Origin of the sequence: Streptomyces sp. NRRL S-31, from assembly GCF_000718775.1 — a bacterium.
GTDB lineage: Bacteria > Actinomycetota > Actinomycetes > Streptomycetales > Streptomycetaceae > Streptomyces.
Genome location: NZ_JOCB01000056.1, coordinates 1 through 24,091, shown reverse-complemented (window position 1 = coordinate 24,091; position 24,091 = coordinate 1). Strand labels below are relative to the sequence as shown.

The window sequence follows — 24,091 nt, the reverse complement described above, 5'->3', positions numbered from 1 at the left end:
CCCGCCGCACATGTCACGGACGGAACCGCAGCACCTGCGGGTCGTGGTCGCTGATCTGGTCGCGGAACTCCGAGTTGATGTGCACGCTGTCGTACTCGAAGCCGCCGCCGCGCCGGATCGCCGGGCTGATCAGGATCTGGTCCAGGACCTGCTGGTTGCCCTGGTAGTCGTAGGTGTAGCGCTCGTTCCGGGGCAGCGACTCGATCGCCGACCACAGCTCGCCGTCGCCCTCCAGGATCCGCGCGGTCCCGGAGAACTCGAAGTCGTTCATGTCGCCGAGCGCGATGACGTCGGCGTTCTTCTGCACGGACAGGATGTCCTTGACGAACGCGTTCACCACCGTCGCCTGGGCGTGCCGCTGCACCTCCGAGCTGCGCACCGGCGGCTGGTACTGCGAGGTCAGGCCCTGGTCGCCGCCCTTGGAGTTGAGGTGGTTGGCGATCACGAAGACCGTCTCGCCGCGGAAGGAGAACTCTCCCGCCAGCGGCTTGCGGCTGTTGCTCCAGGCCGCGTTCGCCGGGTCGATCCGTCCCGGCGAGGCCGTCAGCCGGGCCTTGCCGTGCACCTTGGTGACGCCGACCGCGGTGGTCGGGCCGCCGCCCGCGCGGTCCACGAAGGACACCCGCTCCGGGTTGAACAGGAACACCTGGCGGATGTTGCCGCCGGGCTCGCCGCCGTCCTGGTCGTTGACCGGGTTGACCGAGCGCCAGTCGTACGTCGGACCGCCCGCCGCGACGATCGCGTCGATCAGCTTGGTCACGGTCCGGTCCGCGTCGACTGTGCCGTCGTCCTTGGCTCCGTTGTTGTCCTGGATCTCCTCCAGGGACACGATGTCCGGCGACCTCAGGTGGTTCACGATCGCGGCGGCGTGCCGGTCGAAGGTGGCGTCCGACGGGTCGAGGTTCTCGACGTTGTACGTCGCCACCGCCAGCTCGCCGCGCGCCTGCCGCCGCGTCGTCTCGCGCTCCAGGCCGCCGTCGGCCGGGGTGCCGAGCCGGCTCGCGACCAGGGTGTAGCCGCCGTACTGGTTGAAGTCCAGCGGGCCGGTGGTGCTGCCCTTCAGGGTGTCTCCGACGTTCACCTGGGGGAAGTCGGCGGTGGCGCCCAGCGACTGGATCTGGAGGCGGCCGGTGTTCTGGGACGTGTAGGAGCCGTAGACCGTGCCGCCGCGGCGGCTGCGGTGCTCCCCGGGCTTCACGGTGACCCACAGCTCGCTGTACGGGTCGGTCGCGGTGACCACCCGGACGTCCGCGACCTGGACGTTCATGCCCTCCAGGGACTCGTAGTAGTCCAGGGCGTACGCCGACGGGTCCAGAGTCAGGCCGTTGACCGAGCCGGCCGCGGCGCTGTCGCCCTGTGGCGTGTACGCGTCCGGCACCGAGTCCGCGTCGATCACGGTGGGCGCCGGGAGCGCGTTGCCCGTGGAGACGGTGGTGACGGCCGGCTTGGTGATCTCCGTCAGCGACTGGTTGCCGGACGAGGCGCCGCCCGGCACGTACTCGGTCACCGTGCCGGTCACCGTCACCGAGTCGCCGACCGCGACCTTCGGCGTGGAGCTGGTGAAGACGAACACGCCCTCGCTGGTGGCGGGATCGTCGTCCGGGTCCGGGTCCTGGAGCCAGAAGCCCTTGGAGGAGCCGTAGGTGCGCGTGGCCGTGACGATGCCCGGCACGTCCGTCACCTTCTGCCCGGCGAACGGGGATATCCGGGTCGTGCCCTGGACGTCGTGGACGCGCACCGAGTCGGCGTGCGCGGGAGAGGTGAGGACGACGGCGGACGCCACGCCGCATACGGCGGCGACGGTGAGCGCGGCGAGGCGCGCGGAAGACCTGCTCGGCAAGGGATTCCCTCCGGGTACATGCGTGAGCGCCGGGACGAGGACGGAACGGGAGCGTGCCGGGCCGGTGGCCCTCCGTGACACGCGCAGAGCCGAGTGAACCGTTGTCCCCCCAACTTCTACGCGCGTCAATCTCCTGCCTGGCCCGGGAAGTTGTCAAGGTTTCGGCCATGTACGGATGCTTACGGGGAGATGAACCGGGCGGCATGGGTGGATATCCGTCTAGGCTGAGCGGCTGAGCCCGTTTCTCGGTCCGAGGAGATTCAGCCGATGTCAGACAGCTCCCCCCTGCCGCCCGCGCGGCTGCGTCCCGAAGCGGAGCTGGCGCGTGCCGCGCTGTCCACGCCGTTGCTCTCCCGAGCCGCCCGCCTCGCCCGCTGGGCCGGTCCCGGCACCCGCGTGGACGCCGGTGGGGCCCTGGTCGAGGAGCAGCTGCCGGCCGCCGCCGACCTGCTCGGACTCACCGGGGACGACGCCGCCGCCTACGCCAGTGAGGCCTGGCGGATCGCCGTGGACGCCGGTCTGGTCGAGATCGTGGACGAGGCGGCCGGCACCGTCCGCGCGGGGGAGGGGCTGGCGCGGCTCACCGGCTCCCCGCGGGACGTGCTTCAGGTGTGGCTCGCCGCGCTGGAGACCGTCATCGCCGACGCGGCCGTCCCCGACCTGGACGACCTGGTCGACGCGCTGGAGGAGGGCGGCGAGGTCGATTTCACGTCACTCGACTGGAACCCGGAGGCCGACGCGGAGTTCCTCGACGGCGTCCTCGGCAACCTCTACCTGCTGACCGCCGGCGCCGACGGCTCCGGCGAGGACCCCGTCCCGCTGCCCGCCCTCGCCGCGTCGATGCTCGTGCCCGACGGCATGGGGGAGCCCACCAACGACGTCCTGGAGCAGGTCTCCGACGCGATGATGCGGCTGGACGACCAGTTCCGCGCGCTGGAGCCGTCCGGACTCGTGGCGTACCGGCCGGTGGACGAGGCCCTGATGGCCGACGCCGACGAGGAGCCCGCCGCGCCCGTGGACGAGACCGACGTCTCCCGCTACGGCATGGTCCGGCTCACCCCGCTCGGTGTGTACGGACTGCGGGCACGGCTGCTGGAGGCCGGGTTCGAGGCGCCGGCCGTCGGCGCGCTGGTCGACAAGGGCGCGGACGCGCTGCTCGACGGCACCGCCCGGTTCGGCCGCACCGCCGCCCGGGCCGAGACCGAGCAGTGGCTGGGCCGTCGCGAACCGCTCGCCGCGGCACGCGAGTTGCTGGCCGCGGCACGCGGCGCGGACCCGGACGCCCCGCTGCGCCGGCTGCGCTGCCAGCAGGCGCTGTCGCTGCTGGACGCCGAGGCCGAACCCGCGTTGCGGGAGGTGCTGGACGACCCCGAGCTGGGCGGGCTCGCCCGGGTCTGGCTGAGCGAGCGGGGCGCCGCGGACGTCCCGGCGCCGTCGCAGGAGATGGTGTTCTGGCTGACCGTCGACACGCTCGCCGCGCAGCTGAAGGCCGAGGGCAACTCCGCGGAGCTGCGGGACCTGGCCGAGGGGCTGGCCGCCCAGCACAGCGGGTTCTTCGCGGCGGCCTGGCGGGTGGACCACCCCGCCACCGCCGAGGTGCTGGACGCGATGGGGCGGCTGCACCCGGACAAGAAGGTGGCCAAGGAGGCGCGCAAGGCGGCGTTCAAGGCGCGCTCCCAGCAGGGCGGGTGAGCCGTCGGCGGGCGGTGGCCGGGCCCGCGCCGGGCACGTCGGCGAGTGGCCCGCCGCCGCCCGCGCCGCAGGTGGTTCGCGGCCGTGGTTCGTTCCCGCCTGCGGTGCAGGTGGTTCGCGGCCGGGGCCGCCGGTGAGGCGGTCCGTTCCCGCCCGCGGCGCAGGTGGTTCGCGGCCGGGGCCGCCGGTGGGGTGGTCCGCTGCCGCCCGCGCCACACATGGTCCGCACGTCTCCTTTGATCCGCCATGGGTGTCCGGAAACGGATTCATGGAACAAGCGCAACGGTGGTAGCCCGGCGTTCAACTCCTGTTCAGCGACGGGCGGGAGCGTGTGCGCCGAACCGAGGTCCCCCACCCTCCCCAGCACCACCACCGTCGTCACAGGAGACACCATGTCGCTCACCCGCAGGGACTTCGCCAGGACTTCAGCGATCACCGGCGCCGGGGTCGCCCTGGCGGGCAGCGTCGGCGCCCTCGCCACCGCGCCGAACGCCCTCGCCGCCACGGAGACCGAGAGCGCCGGGGCCGGGTCGGCGCACGGCGGCCACCACCACGGCCCCGGCTACGGACCGCTGCTCCCCGACCCGGCCGGCATCCTGGCCCTGCCCGCCGGCTTCCGTTACGACGTCATCACCTACAGCGGCCGGACCAAGCTGGAGTCCGGCGATTTCACGCCGTCCAACCACGACGGCACCGCCACCTTCGAAGGCCCCCGCGGCGCCACCCTCCTCGTCAACAACCACGAGCTGGCCGGCGCCCGCGCCCAGTGGCCGCACCCGGTGCCGCTCGCCGAGGGCCTCGTCTACGACCCGGCGGCCGCGGGCGGCTGCACGGTGGTCGAGGTCCGCCGCGGCGGCCAGGTCGCCGAGTGGGTGGGCATCGCCGGTACCGCCACCAACTGCGCGGGCGGCAGCACCCCGTGGGGCACCTGGCTGACCTGCGAGGAGACCGAGGACAAGGCCGGCAAGAACGGCTTCACCAAGGACCACGGCTACGTCTTCGAGGTCGACCCGGAGGACCGCCGGGCCAACCGCGACCCCAAGCCCGTCAAGGCCCTGGGCCGCTACGCCCACGAGGCCGTCGTGGTCGACCCCAAGCGCGGCCACCTCTACCTCACCGAGGACGCCTCGGGCCCCAACGGCCTGTTCTACCGCTGGACCCCGCCGGAGGGCTTCCGCCACGGCCGCGGCAGGCTGCGCACCCTCGCCGACGACGCCGGTGTGCTCCAGGCGTTCAAGTGCTTCGACTCCGGCGGCAAGTTCGTGGACGACCTGTCCCGCGCCACCAGGACCGGCACCGTCTACGGCGTGGACTGGGTGGACGTCCCCGACCGTGACGCCCGCACCACGTCCGTCCGCAAGCAGTTCACCGACGGCCAGGTCACCCGCGCCCGCAAGCTGGAGGGCATGTGGTGGGCCGACGGCGGCGCCTACGTGGTCTCCTCCTACGCCCGCGCGGAGAGTCCGGTCCGGCATGACGGCCAGGTCTGGTTCTACGACCCGAAGCGCCGCACCCTCACCCTGAAGGTGCTGCTCGGCGTGAACCCCGACCCGTCCGCGGACGGCGCCTTCGACGGCCCGGACAACATCACCGTCTCCCCGTACGGCGGCCTGGTCATCGCCGAGGACGGCGAGGGCGTCCAGCACCTGTTCGGCGCCACCGAGAGCGGCCGGACCTACCCGATCGCCCGCAACGAGCTGAACATCGGCACCGCCGAGGAGCCGGAGTACAGCGAGTTCACCGGCGTCACCTTCTCGCCCGACGGCCGGACCCTGTACGCCAACATCCAGACGCCCGGCATCATGCTCGCCATCACCGGCCCCTGGAAGCGGCAGCAGCGGTGACCGTGCCCCCGCGCGGCTGAGCGCACCCCCCTTCCCCGGGCCGCCGGGGCCGTCGGCAGCCGACGGCCCCGGCGGCTTCGTCATCTCTCCTCGTCCGGCCCGCCCCCCCCGGTGAGCGCCGCGCGCCGGACGAGGGCCGGTGGCCGGTGTCCGGCGCTCGATAGGATGCGGAGAGGGTCCCCGTCCGCGAGGGAGTGGGTGCATGACGCAGGGCAGGCCCATGCGCGCGGACGCTCGGCGCAATCACGAGCGGTTGCTGAAGGTGGCTTCGGAAGCCTTCGCCGCGCATGGGGAGAACGCGTCGCTCGACGACATCGCCAAACGGGCGGGTGTCGGCTCGGGCACGCTCTACCGGCACTTCCCGACCCGGCAGGCGCTGCTGGAGGCGGCGTACGTGGACCGGATCGAGGCGCTCGGAACGCGGGCCGACGAACTGGCGGCGGAACGGCCGCCGGGCGAGGCGCTGCTGGAGTGGCTGTACGAGCTGTGCGTCGGCACCATCCAAGCCCGGGGCATGCGGGCGCTGCTCAGCTCGACGGTGACGGACGGCAGCGCGGCGGCGCTGACGGCGTGCGGGACCGTGGTGCAGGGCGCGGTGGCCCGGCTGGTGGGTGCGGCGCAGCGGGCCGGTTCGCTCCGGGGGGACGTCGAGCCGATCGAGGTGTTGCGGCTGGCCCATGGTGTGGGGTCGGCGGCGGAGCTGGCGGGGGCGGGAGAGCCGGAGATCCGCCGCTATCTGTCCCTGCTCGCGGAGGGACTGCGGGCCGGCTGAGGCACGGGCCTTCCCGCCGTGCCGGCGGACCGTGCGGCCGGCGGCACCGCGGTTCCCCGAGGGGCGGGGAACCGCGCGGCCGCCCGCGCCCCGGTTACAGGGCCTTGGCCCCCGGCTCCACCATGTTCCGCACGGTCCGCGCCTTCACGAAGTCGCCCAGCGCCGTCATGTCCCACTCGCCGGAGAACTGGCGGACCAGCTTGGCCATCAGCACGCCCGTCCGGGGCTCCGCGCCGGTGAGGTCGAAGCGGACCAGTTCCTCGCCGGTCGCCGCGTCGACCAGACGGCAGTACGCCTTGGCGACCTCCGTGAACTTCTGGCCGGAGAAGGAGTTCACCGTGAAGACCAGGCCGGTGACCTCCTGCGGCAGGCGGCCGAGGTCGACCGTGATGGCCTCGTCGTCGCCCCCGCCCTCACCGGTCAGGTTGTCCCCGGAGTGCCGGATCGCGCCGTTCAGGATCGTCAGCTTGCCGAAGTAGCAGCTGTCGATGAGCTCGCGCCGGGGGCCGTAGGCGATGACCGAGGCGTCCAGGTCGATGTCCTTGCCGCGGAACGCCGGCTCCCAGCCGAGCCCCATCCGCACCTGCGAGAGCAGCGGCCGGCCGCCCTTGACCAGGGACACGGTCTGGTTCTTCTGGAGGCTGACCCGGCCCTTGTCCAGGCTGATCTTCCCGGCGCCCGGCACCGGCGCGGGTGGCGGGGACGCCGGCTGCGGCGGCGCTGCGGGCGCGGCGGCCGGCCGCGGCGGGGTGAACGTCGCCAGCACGGCGCCGCCGTCCGCGTCCCGGATCGTGGCCGTCGGCTCGATGCCCTGGAAGGTCTGGCCGGCGGCGTCCGGGCTGGCGGTGACGACGATCTTCTCGATGTCCGGCGGCACGGCGGCGGTGTCGACCGTGACCGCGTCAGGGGCCGCGCCGCCGCCCGACCGGTACGTCACACCGGGGCCGCTCGGCTGGTTGTAGAAGATGAAGTCGTCGTCGGAGCGCACCTTGCCGTCGCCGGTGAGCAGCAGGCCCGACACGTCGAGCCGCACCGGGGCGGAGACGTCCACCGTCACGCGCGCGGCCGGGAGAGGGATGTTCGAGCCTGGGGTCATAGCTGTCATGCCGGGTGAACGAACCAGGCCGCTTTACCGTTCCCTTACCCGTCGGAATCCGCCGGAACCCGCCCGGAACCCACGCTACGGCACCACCACGATCTTCCGGCCCACCCCGGCCGCGAACTGCTCCAGTGCCTGCGGGTAGCGCTCCAGCGGGACCCGGTCGCTGATGAACACCTCGGGGTCCAGCACCCCGCCCGCGAACAGTTCCGCCGCCCGCTCGAAGCTGTGCAGCACGGCCATCGAACCGGTGATCGTGATCTCCTGGTTGTAGACGCGGTACGGGTCGATGGTCACGCGCGCCGCGTAGTCCGCCACCCCGAACTGGAGGAACGTGCCCGCCTTCGCCACCCGGCCCAGGCCGTCCTGGATCGCCGCCGCGTTTCCGGTCGCGTCCACCACCACGTCCCAGCCCTGCGGGCGGTCCAGCTCGTCCGCGCCGCCCGCCGCGCCCGAGACGCCGAGCCGGCGGGCCGTCTCCAGACGGTCCGGGTTGACGTCCACCACGTCCACGCTCGCCGCGCCGGTCCGCTTGGCCAGCTCCAGCATCATCAGACCCATGGTCCCGGAACCGTAGATCAGGACGTGCGCGCCCAGCCGGGACCGCAGGACGTCGTAGCCGCGCACCGCGCAGGACAGGGGCTCCACCAGGGCCGCGTCCTCGGTGCGCACGTGCTCGGGCAGCTTCACGCAGTTCGCCACGGGGGCGACGGCGTACCGGGCCGCCCCGCCCGCCGTCGTCACGCCGATGGCGGCCCACCGCTCGCACAGGTTGTTGTGTCCGGTACGGCAGTACCGGCACTCGTAGCAGTACAGCGAGGGGTCCACGGCCACCCGGTCGCCGGTCGCCACCTCGGTGACCCCGGTGCCCACCGCGACCACCTCGCCCGCGAACTCGTGCCCGGGGACGATCGGCAGCCGGGGCGCGAACTCACCCTGGAGGATGTGCAGATCGGTGCCGCACAGGCCGCAGGCGGCGACCTCGACGACGACCTCACGGGGCCCTGGCGCCGGGTCGGGGACCTCGGTGACGACGGCGCGGCCCACGGACTCGATGACGGCGGCCTTCATTTCACGGCTCCCAACGACAGGCCCTGGACCAGCTTGTCCTGGGCTGCGAACCCCGCGGCGAGCACCGGCAGGGAGATGACGAGCGACGCGGCGCACACCTTGGCCAGGAACAGGCCCTGGCTGGTGATGAAGCCGGTCAGGAAGACGGGGGCGGTCTCGGCGACCACGCCCGTCAGGACCCGGGCGAAGAGCAGTTCGTTCCAGCTGAAGATGAAGCAGATCAGGGCGGTGGCGGCGATGCCGGGCAGGGCGATCGGGGCCACCACGCGGGCGAGGACCGTCGGCAGCCGGGCGCCGTCGATCCGCGCCGCCTCGATCACCGCCACCGGGACCTCGGCGAGGAACGACTGCATCATCCACACCGCGATCGGCAGGTTCATCGAGGTGTGCAGCACGACCAGGAACCAGATGTTGTCGAGCAGCCCGGTGTTCTTCGCGAACAGGTAGACCGGCAGCAGACCGGCCACGACCGGCAGCATCTTCGTGGACAGGAAGAAGAACAGGACGTCCGTCCACTTGCGCACCCGCCGGATCGACAGCGCGTACGCGGCCGGCAGCGCCAGGAGCAGCACGAGGAGCGTCGAGGCCAGCGAGGCGACCGCCGAGTTGATCAGCGCGGGCCAGGGGTCGGCCCCGCCGCCCGCGCCGAAGAACTCGCGGTAGCCGTCCAGGGTGAGGGCGGCGCCGAAGGCGGGCGGGTTGGCCGCCGCGTCCGCCTCGGAGTGGAAGGACGTCAGCGCCATCCACGCGACGGGCAGGAAGAAGACGATGCCGGCCAGCCAGGCCACCAGGCCGACGCCCAGGGCCTTGCGCTTCCGGGTCGTCACGGCGATGCCGCTCATGCGCCGGACACCTCCTCGCGGAACAGGGACGACACCACGCGCAGGGCGAAGGTCGCGATGACGATCGAGCCGATGACCACCAGGACGCCGGCGGCCGAGGCGAGGCCGTTCTCGTGGGCCTGGTAGAAGCTCTGGTAGACGGTGTAGGGCAGGTTGGCGGTGCCCAGTCCGCCGGACGTGATGGTGAAGACGGCGTCGAAGTTCTGCACGATGTAGACCGAGCCCAGCAGGGCGCCGAGTTCCAGGTAGCGGCGCAGGTGCGGGAGGGTCAGGTGACGGAAGATCTGCCAGTCGCCGGCACCGTCCACCCGGGCCGCCTCGATCTGCTCGGGGTCACGGCTCTGCAGCCCGGCGAGCAGGATCAGCATCATGAACGGCGTCCACTGCCACACCAGGGAGGCCTCGACCGCGAGCAGCGGGGTGTGTGAGATCCAGTCGGGCTGTGGCCCGCCGACATAGTGCAACAAGCCGTTGAGCAAGCCGTATTCAGGGTTGTACAGCACATGTTTCCAGAGCAGGGCCGCCGCCACCGGGACCACCAGGAACGGCGCGATCAGCAGGGTGCGCACGAGGCCCCGGCCGCGGAACCGGCGGTCCAGCAGCAGGGCCAGCGCCAGGCCGAGGACCAGGCTGACGAGGACCACCGTCACCGTCAGCAGCACGGTCGTCCACACCGAGTGGCGCAGGGCGCCGTCGGTCAGGACCTGGCGGTAGTTGTCGAGGCCGGTGAAGCGGCGGGTCTTGGGATAGAGGGCGTTCCAGTCGAAGAAGGAGATCACCAGCGTGGCCACGAACGGCAGCTGGGTCACGATGATCATGAAGACCAGGGCGGGCAGCAGCGGGGCCCGGGTGGCCCAGGCGCGCAGGCGGGCGGAGGGCCGCCGCGCGGCGCGTACCGGTGTCGCCGTGAAGGGGGCTGTCGTCGCGGTCATCGTCCCTCGTACTCCTCGGAGATCCGCTCGGCGAGCTGCTGGGACTTCCTCAGGGCCGAGTCGACCGACTGCCGTCCGGCGATGGCAGCGCTGATCTCCTGCGAGACCTTGGTGCCCAGATCGGTGAACTCGGGGATGCCGACGAACTGGATGCCGGGCGCGGGGCGCGGCTGTACGCCGGGGTCGTTCGGGCGGCTGCTCTCGATGGCCTCCCGGGTCATCTCCTGGAAGGCGGCGGCGGACGCGCGGTAGGCGGGGTTCGCGTACGTCGACGCCCGCTTGCCCGCCGGGACGTTCGGCCAGCCGCTGGTCCGGCCGACCAGCCGCTCGTAGTCCTTCCCGGACGCCCAGGACACGAACTTCCATGCCTTGTCCGGGTTGCGGGAGGCGTGCTGGATGCCCCAGGCCCAGGTGTAGAGCCAGCCTGAGGAGCCGGTCCGCTCCACGGGCGCGGGGGCGTAGCCCAGTCTCCCCTTCACCGGGGAGCCGTCCGCCTCCAGCAGGCCGGCCGCGGAGGTGGCGTCGTACCACATGGCGACCTTGCCCTGGGTCATGTTGTTCAGGCACTCGGCGAAGCCGGACTGGGCGGCGCCGGACTCGCCGTGCCCGCGCACCAGGCCGACGTAGAACTTGGTGGCCTTCTCGAAGGCGGGGGAGTCGAGCCGCGCCGTCCAGTCCTTGTCGAACCAGGTGCCGCCGAACGTGTTCACCACGGTGGTCAGCGGCGCCATCAGCTCGCCCCAGCCCGGCAGTCCGCGCAGGCAGATGCCCCGCATGCCGGGCCGGGCGCCGTCCGTCCGGGCCGCCAGGTCGGCGACCTGCCGCCAGGTGGGGTGGGCGGGCATCGTCAGGCCCTTCGCCGCGAACACGTCCTTGCGGTACATGAGGAACGACGACTCGCCGTAGAAGGGCTGCCCGTAGAGCTTGCCGTCGGCGGCGGTGAGGGACTCGCGCATCGGACCGAGGACGTCCCGCTCGTCGTAGGCCGGGTCCTTCGCCACGTAGGAGTTCATCTCGTGCAGCCAGCCGTTGCGGGCGTAGATCGGTATCTCGTAGTTGGACAGGGTGGCCACGTCGTACTGGCCGGCCTGGTTGGCGAAGTCCTGGCTGATCTTGTCGCGGACGTCGTTCTCGGGCAGCACCGTGAAGTTGACCCTGATGCCGGTGTCCTTGGTGAAGTGGGCGGCGGTCAGCTTCTGCAACTCGGTCATCTGCGGGTTGTTGACCATCAGCACGTTGATGGCGTCGCCGCCGGAACCGGTCCCGCCCGCACCGGCCCAGCAGCCGGAGAGCAGCGGGGCGAGCAGCGTCCCTGCGGCGACCGCGGCGAGCGTGGCTCGCGGCCTCCGTCGGCTCGGGATGCGCATGGATCGCTCCTGGAGGTATGGGGACTTGAGGGGGAGGTATCGGTGGATATCGGGCTCTTGAGGGTGTGGGGCGCCCGGGGGAGGGGTGTCGGGTCGCCGGGCCCGGCCGGTCAGACCCGGATGACCTGCGGGCCCAGCAGGGAGTAGCGGTGGGCCTCGGCGGCCGGGAGGGAGGTACTGGTCACGATCGCCTCCAGCGCGCCGATCTCCGCGAACCGGCAGAAGCTGACCGCGCCGAACTTGGTGTGCGTCCCTGCGAAGACCGTGCGGCGGGCGGCCCGGACGGCCTGCGCCTTGACCTCGCCGACCGCCGGATCGGGTGTGGTCAGGCCGTGCTCGCGGGAGATGCCGTTGGCCCCGATGAAGGCGAGGTCGAGCACGAAGCCGGCCAGCATCTTCGTCGTCCAGTGGTCGACGGTGGCGAGCGTGCCCGGTCTCACCCGGCCGCCGAGCAGCAGCACGGAGACCTGGTCCGCCTCCGCGAGGGCGCCCGCGACCGGCAGGGACGCGGTGACCACGGTCAGCGGCCGGTCCCCGGGCAGCGCCTCGGCGATGAGCTGGGGGGTGAAGCCCTCGTCGACGAAGACCGTCTCGGCGTCCCCGAGCAGGTCGGCCGCCGCGGCGGCGATCCGGCGCTTCTCGGGCACGTGGCTGGTGGCGCGGAAGGCGAGCGTCGTCTCGAAGCCGGCGCTCTCCACCGGGTAGGCGCCGCCATGGGTGCGGCGGACCAGGCCGTGGTCCTCCAGTGCGCGCAGATCGCGCCGGATGGTCTCCTTGGCCACGCCCAGTTCGGTGGCGAGCGCGGTGACGTCCACCGAGCCGGTGGCGCGCGCGGCCAGGACGATCTCGCGCCGGCGCTCCTCCGTGGTCCACGCGCTCACTGACGTCACCCACTTCCCTGTGGAACCGCCCGTTCGGGCCCATGGGGGAAGTTCTACCGTCGGTGCGCGGCGCTGACCAGGTCTGTTGTCAGCCCGATCCTGCCCGCTTGGGCCCGCTTCGCGCGGTGCGGGTCCGCCGCGTACCTGCGCGGCCGTCGGATGAGGAGTGGGATCGGGCACCCCGGATGCCCGGATGCGGCGGCCGGCGGGTCCGTTCGGTGCCCGACCGCGCGCGGGGTGGTCGGGTTCCGGCCGCCCGAGGGGCGCGGCGGTCCGCCGCGCGGCTCCGCGCCGCCCGGTACGGTCCGCCGCGGATCTCAGTACGGCCAGATCGGCGGGTCGGTCACGAAGTGCCCGCCCAGGAGGGTGTGGGCCGGGTTCTCCGGGTCCGGTTCGCCGTGCTCGGCGATGAGTTTCCCGGCGTACGGCTCCGAGTCGTCCCGCGGCTCGTAGCCGAGGGCCCGCGCGCTGGTCAGGTCCCACCACAGCCGGGTGTTGGCGGAGGAGCCGTAGACGACGGTGTGGCCGACCTGCTCGGCGGTCAGGGCGGCGTGGAAGAGCCGGGCCCCGTCGGCCGGGCTCATCCAGATCGAGAGCATGCGCACGCTGGTCGGCTCCGGGAAGCAGGAGCCGATGCGCACGGAGACGGTCTCCAGGCCGTGCTTGTCCCAGTAGAACTGGGCCAGGTCCTCGCCGAAGGACTTCGACAGGCCGTAGAAGGTGTCCGGGCGGCGCGGGGTGTCGACGGGGATCGGCGGCTCGCCCGCGCGCGGGGCCGGGGTGAAGCCGACGGCGTGGTTGGAGGAGGCGAAGACGACGCGCGGCACGCCTTCCCGGCGGGCGGCCTCGTACAGGTGGTAGGTGCCCTCGATGTTGGACCGCAGGATCTTCTCGAAGGGTGCCTCCAGGGAGATGCCCGCGAGGTGCAGGATCGCGTCCACGCCCCGCACCGCCTCGCGCACCGCCTCCCGGTCGGCGAGGTCCGCGGTGATCGCGTCCGGTTCGCCCTCGACGGGGCGGGCGTCGAACAGGCGCAGCGCGTAGCCGTACTCCGGCAGCAGGGACCGCATCAGGGTGCCGAGCCCGCCGGCGGCGCCGGTGAGCAGGACGGTACGGGGAGCGGGCATCCTTCGGTCTCCTTGGTGTCCCAGCGTCAACGGCCGCGTGCGTGGACGGTATTCACATGCGTGGACACGCTAGGGAGATGTGGCGCGCTCCGTCAAGTGGGCCCCGCCAGGGGGAATCCGCTGCCGCGTTGCCCGTTCGGGCGCTTGACCCGCTCCGAGAGGGGCCCGTAGCGTGAGTTCGTTCAGAGACATGGACGCCGATCAGAAGAATGCACCGACTGGGAGCGCCTGTGACGCCAGCCCCGCTCGCCGCCCGGCTCCGCGACCCGGACGGGCCGCTCTTCTTCCCCGTCACGGCCTACGGCCCCGGCGGCCCGCTCGACCCGGACGTCTACCGCACCCATGTGCGCCGCGGCGTCGAGGCCGGTGCCGCGGCCGTCTTCGCCGCCTGCGGCACCGGGGAGTTCCACGCGCTGCTGCCGGAGGAGTTCGGCGCCTGCGTGCGGGCGGCCGTCGAGGCGGCCGACGGGCGCGTCCCGGTCGTCGCGGGCACCGGCTACGGCACCGCGCTCGCCGTCCGCTACGCGCGCCTTGCCGCGGACGCGGGCGCCGACGGTCTGCTGGCGATGCCGCCCTACCTCGTGCTCGCCGGCCAGGAGGGCCTGCTGCTGCACTACCGGGAGGTCGCCGCGGCCACCGGCCTGCCGGTCGTCGTCTACCAGCGCGACAACGCCGTGTTCACCCCGCGGACCGTGGTCGAACTGGCCCGCACGGACGGTGTCGTCGGCCTCAAGGACGGCCTCGGCGACCTCGATCTGATGCAGCGGATCATCAGCGCCGTCCGCACCGAGGCACCCGGCGACTTCCTGTACTTCAACGGCCTGCCCACCGCCGAGCAGACCCAGCTCGCCTACCGCGCGCTCGGCGTCCCCCTGTACTCCTCCGCCGTGTTCTGCTTCGTGCCGGAGATCGCCCTCGCCTTCCACCGCGCCCTCGCGTCCGGCGACCTGCCCACCGCGCACCGCCTGCTGGACGGCTTCTACCGGCCGTTCGCGGAACTGCGCGCGCAGGGCCCCGGATACGCCGTCTCCCTGGTCAAGGCGGGCGTACGGCTGCGCGGCCTGGACGTCGGCGAGGTGCGGCCCCCGCTGTGCGAACCGGCCGAGGACCACGTCAAACAGCTCGCCCGGCTGATCGAGCGGGGACTCGCCCTGCTGGAGGAGGACGCGTGAAGGCATCGGCGTTCGTCTACCCCTGGGACGTCAACGGCGACCGGGTAGCCCCCGCCCGCATCGCCGGACTCGGCGTCGGACAGGTGACCCTGGCCGCCGCCTACCACTCCACCCGCGCGCTCACCCCGCGCCACCCGCGCCACCGCATCGTCACCGCCGAGTACGCGGCCGTCCTCTACCCGCCGGGCGGCCGCTGGGCGGGCCGCGGCCTGCGGCCCTACCCCGCCGGCCGCTGGGCCCCCGGCAACGCCTACGGCGAGGCCGCGCGGGCCCTCGCCGGGGCCGGTCTGGAGGTGCACACCTGGGTCGTCCTCGCCCACAACTCCCGGCTCGGCGCCGAACACCCCGACACCTCGGTCGTCAACGCCTACGGCGACCACTACCCGTGGGCGCCCTGCGTCGCCCAGCCCGCCACGCGCGCGTACCTGACCGACCTGGCCGCGGAGGCCGCCGTCCGCCCCGGCGCGCACGGCACCGAACTGGAGTCCCTCGGCTGGTACGGGCTCCAGCACCTGCACGCCCACGACAAGACCGCCGGCGTGGGCCTCGGGGACGCCGGCCAGTACCTGATGTCCCTGTGCTTCTGCCCGTCCTGCCGGACCGGCTACGGCGAACAGGGCCTGGACGCCGACGCGCTGGCCGCGGCCGTGCGCGAGGCGCTGGAACCGCTGTGGCGGGGCGCCGCCGCGGACGAGGGCTGGCCGACGGTCGGCAAGCTGCTCGGCGAGGACACCGCGGCCGCCACGCGCGCGTGGCGCGACGGCACCGCCCGCACCCTCCAGGAGGAGGCCGTCGCCGCCGTGCGCGCCGCCGCGCCCCCGGGCTTCCAGGTGCTGCTGCACGCCGACCCGGTGCCCTACCACTGCGGCGCCAACGCCGGCGTCGACCCCGCCCACATCCTGTCCGTGGCCGACGGCGTGGTGGTGCCCTGCACGGGCGGTACGGCCCTGCTGGAGCCGTTCGCCGCGCGGGCCCGGCGGGGCACGGTGCTGGCCGCCAACCTGACCGTCGTCTCCGGCATGGGCGGCAGCCCCGGCACGCTCGCGGCCGACGCGGCCCGCGCGCGGGCCGCGGGCGCGACCGAACTCCGGCTGTACCACGCCGGACTGGCGTCGGACGCGGACCTCGCCGCGGTGCGCGCGGCGCTGTCCGCCCGCTGAGGCGGCCGGACGTCCCCGTCGCGTCCCTCGCGCGCCGCGCGTTCCCCGAGCCCCTCCCCATTGGAAGGCGAGCGATGAGCAACGTGACCTTCGAGAGCCGACGGGCGGCCCTGGCCGACGTGGTGGCCATCCCGGTGACCCCCTTCGCCGCGGACGGCTCCGTCGACACGGCCGCCCACCGGGCCCTGCTGCGCCGCCTGCTGGACGCCGGGATCACGACCCTCACCCCCAACGGCAACACCGGCGAGTTCTACGCCCTCACCCCCGAGGAGCGCCGGCTGGTCACCGAGTCGGCCGTCGACGAGGCCGGCGACCGCGCCACCGTCCTGGCCGGCGTGGGCCACGACCTGCCCACCGCGATCGCCTCCGCCCGGCACGCCCGCGACGTCGGGGCGGGGATGGTGATGGTCCACCAGCCGGTGCACCCCTACGTCTCGGCGGCCGGCTGGGTCGACTACCACCGGGCCGTCGCCGAGGCCGTACCCGAGCTGGGCGTGGTGCCGTACATACGCGACGACCGGCTGCCCGGCGCCCGGCTCGGCGAACTCGCCGGCCACTGCCCGAACGTCATCGGGGTGAAGTACGCCGTCCCGGACGCCACCCGGTTCGCGGCCTTCGCCCGGGACGCGGGCCTGGACCGCTTCGTCTGGGTGGCCGGCCTCGCCGAGCCCTACGCCCCCGCCTACTTCTCCGCGGGCGCCACCGGCTTCACCTCCGGGCTCGTCAACGTCTGTCCGGCCCTCTCACGGGAGATGAGGGACGCGCTGCGCGCCGGCGACCACCCGGCCGCCATGAAGGTCTGGGAGCGGATCCGCCGCTTCGAGGAACTGCGCGCCGCGCACGGCAGCGCCCACAACGTCACCGTCGTCAAGGAGGCCCTGGCCTCGCTCGGCCTGTGCCGCCGGGACGTGCGCCCGCCGAGCGGGCCGCTGCCCGAGGCCGAGCGCGCCGAGGTCGCCGCCATCGCCGCCGGGTGGACCGGGTGAACGCCCCCCGCAGGCGGCCCGAGGAGCTGCGGAGCCACCAGTGGTACGGCACCGACGGCCTGCGCACCTTCAGCCACCGCGCCCGCACCCGGCAGCTCGGCTACCTGCCCGAGGAGCACCTGGGCAAGCCGGTCATCGCCGTCCTCAACACCTGGTCCGACATCAACCCCTGCCACGTCCACCTGCGCGACCGCGCCCAGGCAGTCAAGCGCGGGGTGTGGCAGGCGGGCGGCTTCCCGCTGGAGTTCCCGGTCTCCACCCTCAGCGAGACCTTCCAGAAGCCGACCCCCATGCTCTACCGCAACCTGCTCGCCCTGGAGACCGAGGAGCTGCTGCGCTCCTACCCGGTCGACGGGGCGGTGCTGATGGGCGGTTGCGACAAGTCGACACCCGCGCTGCTGATGGGCGCCGCCTCCGCCGGGCTGCCCGCCGTCTTCGTGCCCGCCGGCCCCATGCTCCCGGGCCACTGGCGCGGTGAGGTGCTCGGCTCCGGCACCGACATGTGGAAGTACTGGGACGACAGGCGCGCCGGCCTCATCGGCGACTGCGAACTGGCCGAGCTGGAGAGCGGCCTGGCCCGCTCGCCCGGCCACTGCATGACCATGGGCACGGCGTCCACGCTCACCGCGGCCGCCGAGGCGCTCGGGATGACCGTGCCGGGCGCGTCCAGCATCCCGGCGGTGGACTCCGCGCACGAGCGGATGGCCGCCCGGGCCGGACGGTGCGCCGTCGAACTGGTCCACCGGGGTCTCGGGGTGGGCGAGATCCTCACCCGGGAGGCGTTCGAGGACGCCGTCACCACGGTGCTCGGCCTCGGCGGCTCCACCAACGCGGTGATCCACCTGATCGCCATGGCGGGCCGGGCGGGCGTACGGCTCACCCTGGACGACTTCGACCGCGTCGCCCGCACGGTCCCGGTCCTCGCCAACGTCCGCCCCGGCGGACAGCGGTACCTGATGGAGGACTTCCACTTCGCCGGCGGCCTGCCCGGCTTCCTCTCCCGGATCACCGACCTGCTCCACCTGGACCGCCCGACGGTCTGCCACGACACCCTGCGCGAGCAGCTGGCGGGCGCCCGGGTCCACGACGACGACGTCATCCGCCGCCGGGACAACCCGGTCGCGGACGAGGGCGGGGTGGCCGTGCTGCGCGGCAACCTCTGCCCGGACGGCGCCGTCATCAAGCACATCGCCGCCGAACCCCGGCTGCTCAGGCACACCGGCCCGGCCGTCGTCTTCGACGACTACCGGACCATGCAGCGCACCATCGACGATCCCGCGCTCGGCGTCACCGCCGACAGCGTGCTGGTGCTGCGCGGCGCCGGGCCCAAGGGCGGCCCGGGCATGCCCGAGTACGGCATGCTCCCGATCCCGGACCACCTGCTGAGGCAGGGCGTACGGGACATGGTCCGGATCTCCGACGCCCGGATGAGCGGCACGAGTTACGGCACCTGCGTGCTGCACGTCGCGCCCGAGTCCTACGTCGGGGGACCGCTGGCGCTGGTGCGCACCGGTGACCCCGTCACGCTGGACGTGGCGGCGCGCACCCTCCGGCTCGAGGTGGACGACGAGGAGCTGGCACGCCGCCGGGCACGGTGGACACCCCCGCCCGCGCGGTACGAACGCGGGTACGGCGCGCTCTACAGCGAGCAGATCACCCAGGCGGACACCGGCTGCGACTTCGAGTTCCTCGCCCGGCCGGGCACGGTCCCGGACCCGTACGCGGGCTGAACCGCCCCCGGCGCCGGACCGGATGGCCGGATATCGATCGGATAACACCCCTCGCGGTTCTGGTGTGATGCGCGTAGACAGGCCCTGACCTGGTACCAACTTCATCCATCAGACCGGAGATTCCATGCGGAAGTCCCTCAAGGCGGTCGCGGCCGGAGCCGCCTGTGTCGTCGCCGGCGCGGCGCTGTACGGCGCGGGCGCGGCCACCGCCGGCCAGTCGACGGCCAACTCCACCCACGAGCCGTACAACATCGGGCTCCTGGTGAAGGACATCGACACCTACTACGGCACCACCGCCGACAGCGACGGTGTCTACCAGGCGTCCCCGGACAGCCCGTACGCCAAGGACCTGGCGCGCATCGACGCCGACGCCGAGCGCTACATCGACAAGGCCGCCCGCAAGGCGCACCACCGGGGCGAGAAGCCGGCCGTCGTCTTCGACATCGACGACACGCTGCTGCTCAGCCTCGACTACGAGAAGCGCTACAACTACACGTACAACGCCGCCACCTGGAACGACTACGTGAACAAGGCCGACCGCCCGGCCGTCTTCGGCAGCCCGGAGCTGGTCCGCTACGCCGCGTCCAAGGGCGTCGAGGTCTTCTACAACTCCGGTCTGAGCGAGGCCCAGCGGGCCGGCGCGGTGGAGAACCTGAAGAAGGTCGGCGCCGATGTGAACCTGGACGCCGGCCACATGTTCCTGAAGGACAAGGCCGCCCCGCCGGCCTACCTCAAGGACTGCGCCACCCCGGGCACCTGGACCTGCACGACCGTGCAGTACAAGGCCGGGACGCGCGAGCACATCGAGGACGACCTCGGCTACGAGATCATCGCCAACTTCGGCGACCAGTACTCGGACCTGGACGGCGGCCACGCCGACCGCACGTACAAGCTGCCGAACCCGACGTACTTCGTCTCCTGACGGCCGTCTCCCGACGGCCGGCCCCCGTGCTCCCGCGGAGCACGGGGGCCGGGGACGCGGCCGGGGGAGCGCTACTTCACCGCCGCCCGCATCATCGCCCTCGCCACCGGCGCGGCCAGCCCGTTGCCACTGACCTCCGACCGTGCCGCGTCCGACTGCTCCACCATGACCGCCACGGCGACCTCCTTGCCGTTGCTGTCGGACTTGCCGTAGGAGGTGAACCAGGCGTACGGCGTCTTGCTGTTGTTCTCGCCGTGCTGGGCGGTGCCGGTCTTGCCGCCGACGGTCACCCCGTCGATCAGGGCGTTGGTACCGGTGCCGTCCTTGACCACCGTCTCCATGGCCGACCGGAGCTGTTCGGCGGTGGCGGAGCTGACGATCCTCGTCTCGTCCGCGCCGTCGTCGTAGTCGCGCAGCACGTCACCGCCGCTGTCGGTGATCCGCGACACCATGTGCGGCGCGACCAGCTTGCCGCCGTTGGCAATGGCCGCGGACACCATGGCCATCTGGAGTGGTGTGGCCGTGACGTCGAACTGGCCGATGCCGGACAGGGCCGTCTGCGCCTTGTCCATGCCCGAGGGGTAGACGCTCGGGTAGGCCCGCACCGGCACGTCCTGCTCCTCGTCGTTGAAGCCGAACTTCTCGGCCATCGCCCTGACCTTGTCCTGCCCCAGCTGGACGGCCATGTGCCCGAAGACGTTGTTGCACGAGTACCGCAGCGCGACCCGGATCGAGGCGTTCTCGCACGGCGCCGACTTGCTCTCGTTCGGCAGCTCGCGCACCGTGCCCGGCATGATGTACGGGTCCGGGCTGTCGGTGGGCTCGTCCACGTTCTCGTACAGCCCGTCCTCCAGCGCGGTGGCCGCCACGACCAGCTTGAACGTCGAGCCGGGCGGCAGCGGCTGGCGCAGCGCGCGGTTGGTGAGCGGCTTGTCCCGGTCCGCGTTGAGCGTCTTCCACGCCGTCCCCGCCGTACCGGCGTCGGTGAGCGTGGCGGGGTCGTACGAGGGCGTCGAGACCACCGCGAGAATCTTCCCGGTCCCGGGGTCGATCGCGACGGCCGCGCCCTTGTTGCCGCCGAGCGCGCGGTAGCCCGCCTTCTGCACGGCCGGATCGATCGTCGTGAGCACGTTGCCCGGCTCGGCGCGCTGCCCGGTGACGGTGTCCATCACCGACTTCAGCTTGGTGTCCGTGCCGTTGAGCAGGTCGGCGTAGATGCCCTCCAGCTGGGTGGGGGCGTAGGCCTGCGAGGCGTAGCCCGTCACCGCCGCGTACAGCCTGCCGTCCGTGTACGTCCGCTTGTAGGCGAGGTCGCTCCCCTTCGTCCGTGTCGAGCCGGTGATCGCCTCCCCGGCCACGATGATGTTCCCGAGGGGCCGCGAGTAGGTCGCGATCGCGTTCCGTCGGTTGTCCTTGTCGTCCGCGAGGGCCTGACCGTCGTAGTACTGCAACCAGGTCGCCTTGGCCAGCAGGGCGAGCACAAGCAGCAGAGCGAAGACGGAAGCCCGCCTGATCGTCTTGTTCATCCCGCTCGGAAGACGAGTGAATCGCGGCGATCGTTCCCCTACGACCACTTTTCTCATCCGGCGTTCAGACAGCCGCCCGCCACGCCCGCCGCCCGGGTGCCCGGCCGCGCGCGGTCAGCGCTCCAGGATCAGCACGACCTCGTCGATCTCCCGCCCCCGGGCGTTCGCGAATCCCCGGGCCCGGGCGGCCTCCCGGAACCCGCACTTCTGGAGCACGCGCAGCGAAGCGGCGTTGTCGGCCGCCGCCCGCGCGTACAGCGGCCGTTCGGGGACCTCGGCGAGCAGGGCCCGCAGCGCGGCCGTCGCCACGCCCCGGCCCCAGTACGCGCGGTCGATCCAGTACGTCACCTCGCGTTCGCCGGCCGCGCCGTACACCGCCGCGGTCCCGGCCACCTTCCCGTCCGCCAGCACCGTGCGCAGCACGTCGGAGGTGTCGCGCAGACGCTGCCAGTAGGCGGCGAAGGACGCCCGGTCAGGGGCGCCCTCCGGGCCGAACGCGGCCATCCGGACGGCCTCCGGGTCGGTCATCTGCCGGTGGATCACGGGCAGGTCACTGTCCCGGACGGCCCGCAGCGCGATCTTCATGGCCGAGAGCCTACGGCCCGCCGGGCTCAGAGCCTGCGCGTCGCCAGCGCCAGCCGGTCCCGCGCGTCGAACAGCGCGTCCTTGATCGTCTGCTCGTGGGCGGGGGTCAGCCGGGCCACCGGGACCGAGCAGCTGATGGCGTCCCGGGCGGGCGTGCGGTACGGGATGGCCACGCCGAAACAGCGCAGGCCCAGCGTGTTCTCCTCGCGGTCGACCGCGAAGCCCTGCTCCCGGATCTGGTGCAGTTCCTCGATGAGCTTCTCCCGGTCGGTGATGGTGTGCTCGGTGAGCGCGGGCAGCGTCTCCGGCAGCAGCTTGCGCACCTGCTCGTCGGTGCAGGTGGCGAGGATCGCCTTGCCGAGCGAGGTGGAGTGGGCCGGCAGCCGGCGGCCGACCCGGGTGAAGGGGCGCAGGTAGTGCTGGGACTGGCGGGTGGCCAGGTAGACCACGTTGGTGCCGTCCAGCCGCGCCAGGTGGATGGTCTCCGTGGTGTCGTCGGAGAGCCGGTCCAGGGTCGGGCGGGCGGCGGCCACCACCTCGTCGCCGTCGATGTACGAGGTGCCGACCAGCAGCGCCCGCACCCCGATGCCGTACCGCGTGCCGGTGGCGTCCGTCTCCACCCAGCCCAGCTCCACGAGCGTGCGCAGCAGCATGTACAGACTGGACTTCGGGTACCCCACGGCCTCCTGGACCGCCGCGAGGGAGTGCATACCGGGTTGGCCGGCGAAATACTCGAGCAATTCAACGGTCCGCACCGCGGACTTGACCTGCGCCCCGCCTGTCTCGCCAGCCGACATCGCCCTTGACCCCTTCAATCGCCGGGAAATAGTCTCCGAGCGGCATATTCACCACCAGAGACGGCGTTCAGTATATCGAACGCGACTGATGGCCGACCTGGCGATACCTAGCAATACGGCCTTGACTGGCTCGACTGGAGGGACCCGCGGTGGCAGCAGCACCAGTCTGGAGTGTCGACCCGCGCACCGGGAAGCAGCGTGAACAGGTTGCGACGGAGGCCACGGCCCAGGAGGTGGACGCGGCCGTCCGGGCGGCCCACGCGGTACGCGACGCTCTCGCCGACCGCACCGTCCGCGCGGCCTTCCTGCGCTCGGCCGCCGCGGGCCTGGAGGCGGCCCGGGACGGCCTGGTCGACACCGCGGACGCCGAGACCGCGCTCGGACCGGTCCGGCTGACCGGCGAACTCACCCGCACGACGTACCAGTTGCGGGCCTTCGCGGACATCGTCGAGGAGGGCGCCTTCCTCGACGTCATCATCGACCACCCCGACGCCACCGCGACCCCGCCCGTCCCGGACCTGCGCCGCTACAAGGTGCCGCTCGGCGTCGTCGCCGTCTACTCCGCCTCCAACTTCCCCTTCGCCTTCTCCGTCGCCGGCGGGGACACCGCGAGCGCGCTCGCCGCGGGCTGCCCGGTCGTCGTCAAGGCCCACCCCGACCACCCGGCCCTGTCCGAACTGGTCGCCACGGTGCTGCGCCGGGCCGCCGCCGAGCACGGCATCCCCCAGGGCGTGGTCGGCCTGGTGCACGGCTTCGAGGCGGGCGTCGAACTGATCAAGCACCCGCTGGTGTCCGCCGCCGGGTTCACCGGCTCGGTACGCGGCGGACGGGCGCTGTTCGACGCCGCCGCCGCGCGCCCGGCGCCGATCCCGTTCCACGGCGAGCTGGGTTCGCTGAACCCGGTGCTGGTGACCGAGGCCGCCGCGGCCGAACGCGCCGAGGAGATCGGCGGCGGGCTCGCCGGGTCGATGACCCTCGGCGTCGGCCAGTTCTGCGTCAAGCCCGGCCTGGTGCTGGTGCCGTCCGGCGAGGCCGGCGACCGGCTGCTGAAGTCCCTGGCCGACGCCGTCGGCGACACCGGCGCCGGGGTGCTGCTGGACCACCGCATGCGGGACGCCTTCCTCTCCGGCGTGGCCGAACGCAAGCGACTGCCCGGTGTGGACGCGCCGGTCACCCCGGGCGCGGGCGGCGAATACGGGGTCAGCGCGGGCTTCCTGACGGTGCCGGCGGACAAGCTGGCCGCCGAGGGGGCGTACGACCTGCTCCTGGAGGAGTGCTTCGGGCCGGTGACCGTGGTGGCGCGGTACGCGGACGAGGGCGAGGCCAGGACGGTGCTGTCCCGGCTGCCGGGCAACCTCACGGCGACGGTCCAGGTCTCCGCGGACGAGGCCGCGGGCCGGGGCCGGGGCCCGGAACTGCTCGCGGAGCTGACCCCGCTGGCCGGGCGGGTGCTGGTGAACGGCTGGCCGACCGGGGTCGCCGTGGCGCCGGCCCAGCACCACGGGGGGCCGTACCCGGCGACCACCTCCACCTCGACCTCCGTCGGCGGCACGGCGATCGAGCGGTGGCTGCGGCCGGTCGTCTACCAGAACGCGCCCACGGCACTGCTGCCCGCGGAACTGCGCGACGACAACCCGCTGGGGCTGCCCCGGCGGGTCGACGGGGTCCTGGAGCGGTAGCGCCCCCGGCGGGCCGCGGTGCCGCGCCGCCGGCTCGGCGCGAGGGCCGGGGCGGGCGGGGCCGCGC

The 24,091-nt window shown here is 73.0% G+C and carries 20 protein-coding genes; 9 read left to right on the top strand and 11 right to left on the bottom strand.

Annotated elements, in window-relative coordinates:
* Nucleotides 1-13 precede the first annotated feature (13 nt).
* Nucleotides 14-1,840, bottom strand: coding sequence for an endonuclease/exonuclease/phosphatase family protein (locus IF37_RS0121860; RefSeq protein ID WP_030745062.1), 1,827 nt, complete (start codon nucleotides 1,838-1,840; stop codon nucleotides 14-16).
* Between the two features lie 267 nt (nucleotides 1,841-2,107).
* Here IF37_RS0121860 and IF37_RS0121855 point away from each other — a divergent pair, with 267 nt between their 5' ends.
* The 3 genes from IF37_RS0121855 (at nucleotide 2,108) to IF37_RS0121845 (ending at nucleotide 6,148) form a co-directional block, all read left to right on the top strand.
* Nucleotides 2,108-3,532 (top strand): hypothetical protein, encoded by a 1,425-nt coding sequence (locus IF37_RS0121855; protein ID WP_030745060.1) that lies wholly within the window; start codon nucleotides 2,108-2,110, stop codon nucleotides 3,530-3,532.
* A gap of 392 nt (nucleotides 3,533-3,924) precedes the next feature.
* Nucleotides 3,925-5,376: an alkaline phosphatase PhoX gene (locus IF37_RS0121850; protein ID WP_030745058.1), complete on the top strand. Its 1,452-nt coding sequence runs from the start codon at nucleotides 3,925-3,927 to the stop codon at nucleotides 5,374-5,376.
* A 202-nt stretch (nucleotides 5,377-5,578) separates the two neighbouring features.
* Nucleotides 5,579-6,148, top strand: coding sequence for a TetR/AcrR family transcriptional regulator (locus tag IF37_RS0121845; protein ID WP_030745056.1), 570 nt, complete (start codon nucleotides 5,579-5,581; stop codon nucleotides 6,146-6,148).
* Nucleotides 6,149-6,242: 94 nt separating this feature from the next.
* Here the strand turns inward: IF37_RS0121845 and IF37_RS0121840 are convergent, their stop codons facing one another.
* From IF37_RS0121840 to IF37_RS0121810, 7 genes are all read right to left on the bottom strand, one after another.
* Nucleotides 6,243-7,244 carry a TerD family protein gene (locus IF37_RS0121840; RefSeq protein ID WP_030745054.1) on the bottom strand — a complete coding sequence of 334 codons (1,002 nt, stop codon included), beginning with the start codon at nucleotides 7,242-7,244 and terminating at the stop codon, nucleotides 6,243-6,245.
* A gap of 84 nt (nucleotides 7,245-7,328) precedes the next feature.
* On the bottom strand, nucleotides 7,329-8,318 hold the full coding sequence (locus IF37_RS0121835) for a zinc-dependent alcohol dehydrogenase family protein (protein ID WP_030745053.1): 990 nt from the start codon (nucleotides 8,316-8,318) through the stop codon (nucleotides 7,329-7,331).
* Entirely contained in the window at nucleotides 8,315-9,160 is an 846-nt protein-coding gene (locus IF37_RS0121830) for a carbohydrate ABC transporter permease (protein WP_030745051.1), read from the bottom strand. The genes IF37_RS0121835 and IF37_RS0121830 overlap by 4 nt, the downstream gene beginning before the upstream one ends.
* Nucleotides 9,157-10,092, bottom strand: a complete 936-nt coding sequence (locus IF37_RS0121825; RefSeq protein ID WP_030745049.1) for a carbohydrate ABC transporter permease — start codon at nucleotides 10,090-10,092, stop codon at nucleotides 9,157-9,159. Before IF37_RS0121825 ends, IF37_RS0121830 begins: the two co-directional genes overlap by 4 nt.
* Nucleotides 10,089-11,459: a sugar ABC transporter substrate-binding protein gene (locus tag IF37_RS0121820; protein WP_030745048.1), complete on the bottom strand. Its 1,371-nt coding sequence runs from the start codon at nucleotides 11,457-11,459 to the stop codon at nucleotides 10,089-10,091. The genes IF37_RS0121825 and IF37_RS0121820 overlap by 4 nt, the downstream gene beginning before the upstream one ends.
* 110 nt (nucleotides 11,460-11,569) lie before the next feature.
* Nucleotides 11,570-12,340, bottom strand: a complete 771-nt coding sequence (locus IF37_RS0121815) for a DeoR/GlpR family DNA-binding transcription regulator (protein ID WP_030745046.1) — start codon at nucleotides 12,338-12,340, stop codon at nucleotides 11,570-11,572.
* A 317-nt stretch (nucleotides 12,341-12,657) separates the two neighbouring features.
* Nucleotides 12,658-13,467 carry an NAD(P)-dependent oxidoreductase gene (locus IF37_RS0121810; protein ID WP_030745045.1) on the bottom strand — a complete coding sequence of 270 codons (810 nt, stop codon included), beginning with the start codon at nucleotides 13,465-13,467 and terminating at the stop codon, nucleotides 12,658-12,660.
* Nucleotides 13,468-13,697: 230 nt separating this feature from the next.
* On the opposite strand from IF37_RS0121810, the gene IF37_RS0121805 reads away from it, so the two are divergent.
* The 5 genes from IF37_RS0121805 to IF37_RS0121785 all read left to right on the top strand — a co-directional run bounded on the left by IF37_RS0121805 (nucleotide 13,698) and on the right by IF37_RS0121785 (nucleotide 19,437).
* Nucleotides 13,698-14,639 carry a 5-dehydro-4-deoxyglucarate dehydratase gene (locus IF37_RS0121805; protein WP_030745043.1) on the top strand — a complete coding sequence of 314 codons (942 nt, stop codon included), beginning with the start codon at nucleotides 13,698-13,700 and terminating at the stop codon, nucleotides 14,637-14,639.
* Nucleotides 14,636-15,799, top strand: a complete 1,164-nt coding sequence (locus tag IF37_RS0121800) for a hypothetical protein (RefSeq protein WP_030745041.1) — start codon at nucleotides 14,636-14,638, stop codon at nucleotides 15,797-15,799. Before IF37_RS0121805 ends, IF37_RS0121800 begins: the two co-directional genes overlap by 4 nt.
* A gap of 74 nt (nucleotides 15,800-15,873) precedes the next feature.
* Nucleotides 15,874-16,785, top strand: a complete 912-nt coding sequence (locus tag IF37_RS0121795) for a dihydrodipicolinate synthase family protein (protein ID WP_030745039.1) — start codon at nucleotides 15,874-15,876, stop codon at nucleotides 16,783-16,785.
* Nucleotides 16,782-18,515, top strand: coding sequence for an L-arabinonate dehydratase (gene araD, locus IF37_RS0121790; protein ID WP_030745037.1), 1,734 nt, complete (start codon nucleotides 16,782-16,784; stop codon nucleotides 18,513-18,515). The genes IF37_RS0121795 and araD overlap by 4 nt, the downstream gene beginning before the upstream one ends.
* Nucleotides 18,516-18,639: 124 nt before the next feature.
* Nucleotides 18,640-19,437: an HAD family acid phosphatase gene (locus IF37_RS0121785; RefSeq protein ID WP_030745035.1), complete on the top strand. Its 798-nt coding sequence runs from the start codon at nucleotides 18,640-18,642 to the stop codon at nucleotides 19,435-19,437.
* 71 nt (nucleotides 19,438-19,508) lie between these two features.
* On the opposite strand, the gene IF37_RS0121780 is transcribed toward IF37_RS0121785, so the two are convergent.
* The 3 genes from IF37_RS0121780 to IF37_RS0121770 form a co-directional block, all read right to left on the bottom strand.
* A complete protein-coding gene (locus IF37_RS0121780) occupies nucleotides 19,509-20,963 on the bottom strand; it encodes a penicillin-binding protein 2 (RefSeq protein WP_030745033.1) in 1,455 nt (484 codons plus the stop codon).
* 114 nt (nucleotides 20,964-21,077) lie between these two features.
* Entirely contained in the window at nucleotides 21,078-21,548 is a 471-nt protein-coding gene (locus IF37_RS0121775) for a GNAT family N-acetyltransferase (protein ID WP_030745031.1), read from the bottom strand.
* A gap of 26 nt (nucleotides 21,549-21,574) precedes the next feature.
* On the bottom strand, nucleotides 21,575-22,345 hold the full coding sequence (locus tag IF37_RS0121770; protein WP_030745029.1) for an IclR family transcriptional regulator: 771 nt from the start codon (nucleotides 22,343-22,345) through the stop codon (nucleotides 21,575-21,577).
* A gap of 149 nt (nucleotides 22,346-22,494) precedes the next feature.
* Here IF37_RS0121770 and IF37_RS0121765 point away from each other — a divergent pair, with 149 nt between their 5' ends.
* Nucleotides 22,495-24,024 carry an aldehyde dehydrogenase (NADP(+)) gene (locus IF37_RS0121765; RefSeq protein ID WP_030745027.1) on the top strand — a complete coding sequence of 510 codons (1,530 nt, stop codon included), beginning with the start codon at nucleotides 22,495-22,497 and terminating at the stop codon, nucleotides 24,022-24,024.
* Nucleotides 24,025-24,091 lie beyond the last annotated feature (67 nt).

Coding starts and splice junctions, on each gene's coding strand:
- IF37_RS0121855 (WP_030745060.1), top strand. CDS start 2,108: ATGTCAGACAGCTCCCCCCTGCCGCCCGCGCGGCTGCGTCCCGAAGCG.
- IF37_RS0121770 (WP_030745029.1), bottom strand. CDS start 22,345: ATGTCGGCTGGCGAGACAGGCGGGGCGCAGGTCAAGTCCGCGGTGCGG.
- IF37_RS0121795 (WP_030745039.1), top strand. CDS start 15,874: ATGAGCAACGTGACCTTCGAGAGCCGACGGGCGGCCCTGGCCGACGTG.
- IF37_RS0121830 (WP_030745051.1), bottom strand. CDS start 9,160: ATGAGCGGCATCGCCGTGACGACCCGGAAGCGCAAGGCCCTGGGCGTC.
- IF37_RS0121850 (WP_030745058.1), top strand. CDS start 3,925: ATGTCGCTCACCCGCAGGGACTTCGCCAGGACTTCAGCGATCACCGGC.
- IF37_RS0121820 (WP_030745048.1), bottom strand. CDS start 11,459: ATGCGCATCCCGAGCCGACGGAGGCCGCGAGCCACGCTCGCCGCGGTC.
- IF37_RS0121845 (WP_030745056.1), top strand. CDS start 5,579: ATGACGCAGGGCAGGCCCATGCGCGCGGACGCTCGGCGCAATCACGAG.
- IF37_RS0121835 (WP_030745053.1), bottom strand. CDS start 8,318: ATGAAGGCCGCCGTCATCGAGTCCGTGGGCCGCGCCGTCGTCACCGAG.
- IF37_RS0121840 (WP_030745054.1), bottom strand. CDS start 7,244: ATGACCCCAGGCTCGAACATCCCTCTCCCGGCCGCGCGCGTGACGGTG.
- IF37_RS0121775 (WP_030745031.1), bottom strand. CDS start 21,548: ATGAAGATCGCGCTGCGGGCCGTCCGGGACAGTGACCTGCCCGTGATC.
- IF37_RS0121780 (WP_030745033.1), bottom strand. CDS start 20,963: ATGAACAAGACGATCAGGCGGGCTTCCGTCTTCGCTCTGCTGCTTGTG.
- IF37_RS0121810 (WP_030745045.1), bottom strand. CDS start 13,467: ATGCCCGCTCCCCGTACCGTCCTGCTCACCGGCGCCGCCGGCGGGCTC.
- IF37_RS0121785 (WP_030745035.1), top strand. CDS start 18,640: ATGCGGAAGTCCCTCAAGGCGGTCGCGGCCGGAGCCGCCTGTGTCGTC.
- IF37_RS0121825 (WP_030745049.1), bottom strand. CDS start 10,092: ATGACCGCGACGACAGCCCCCTTCACGGCGACACCGGTACGCGCCGCG.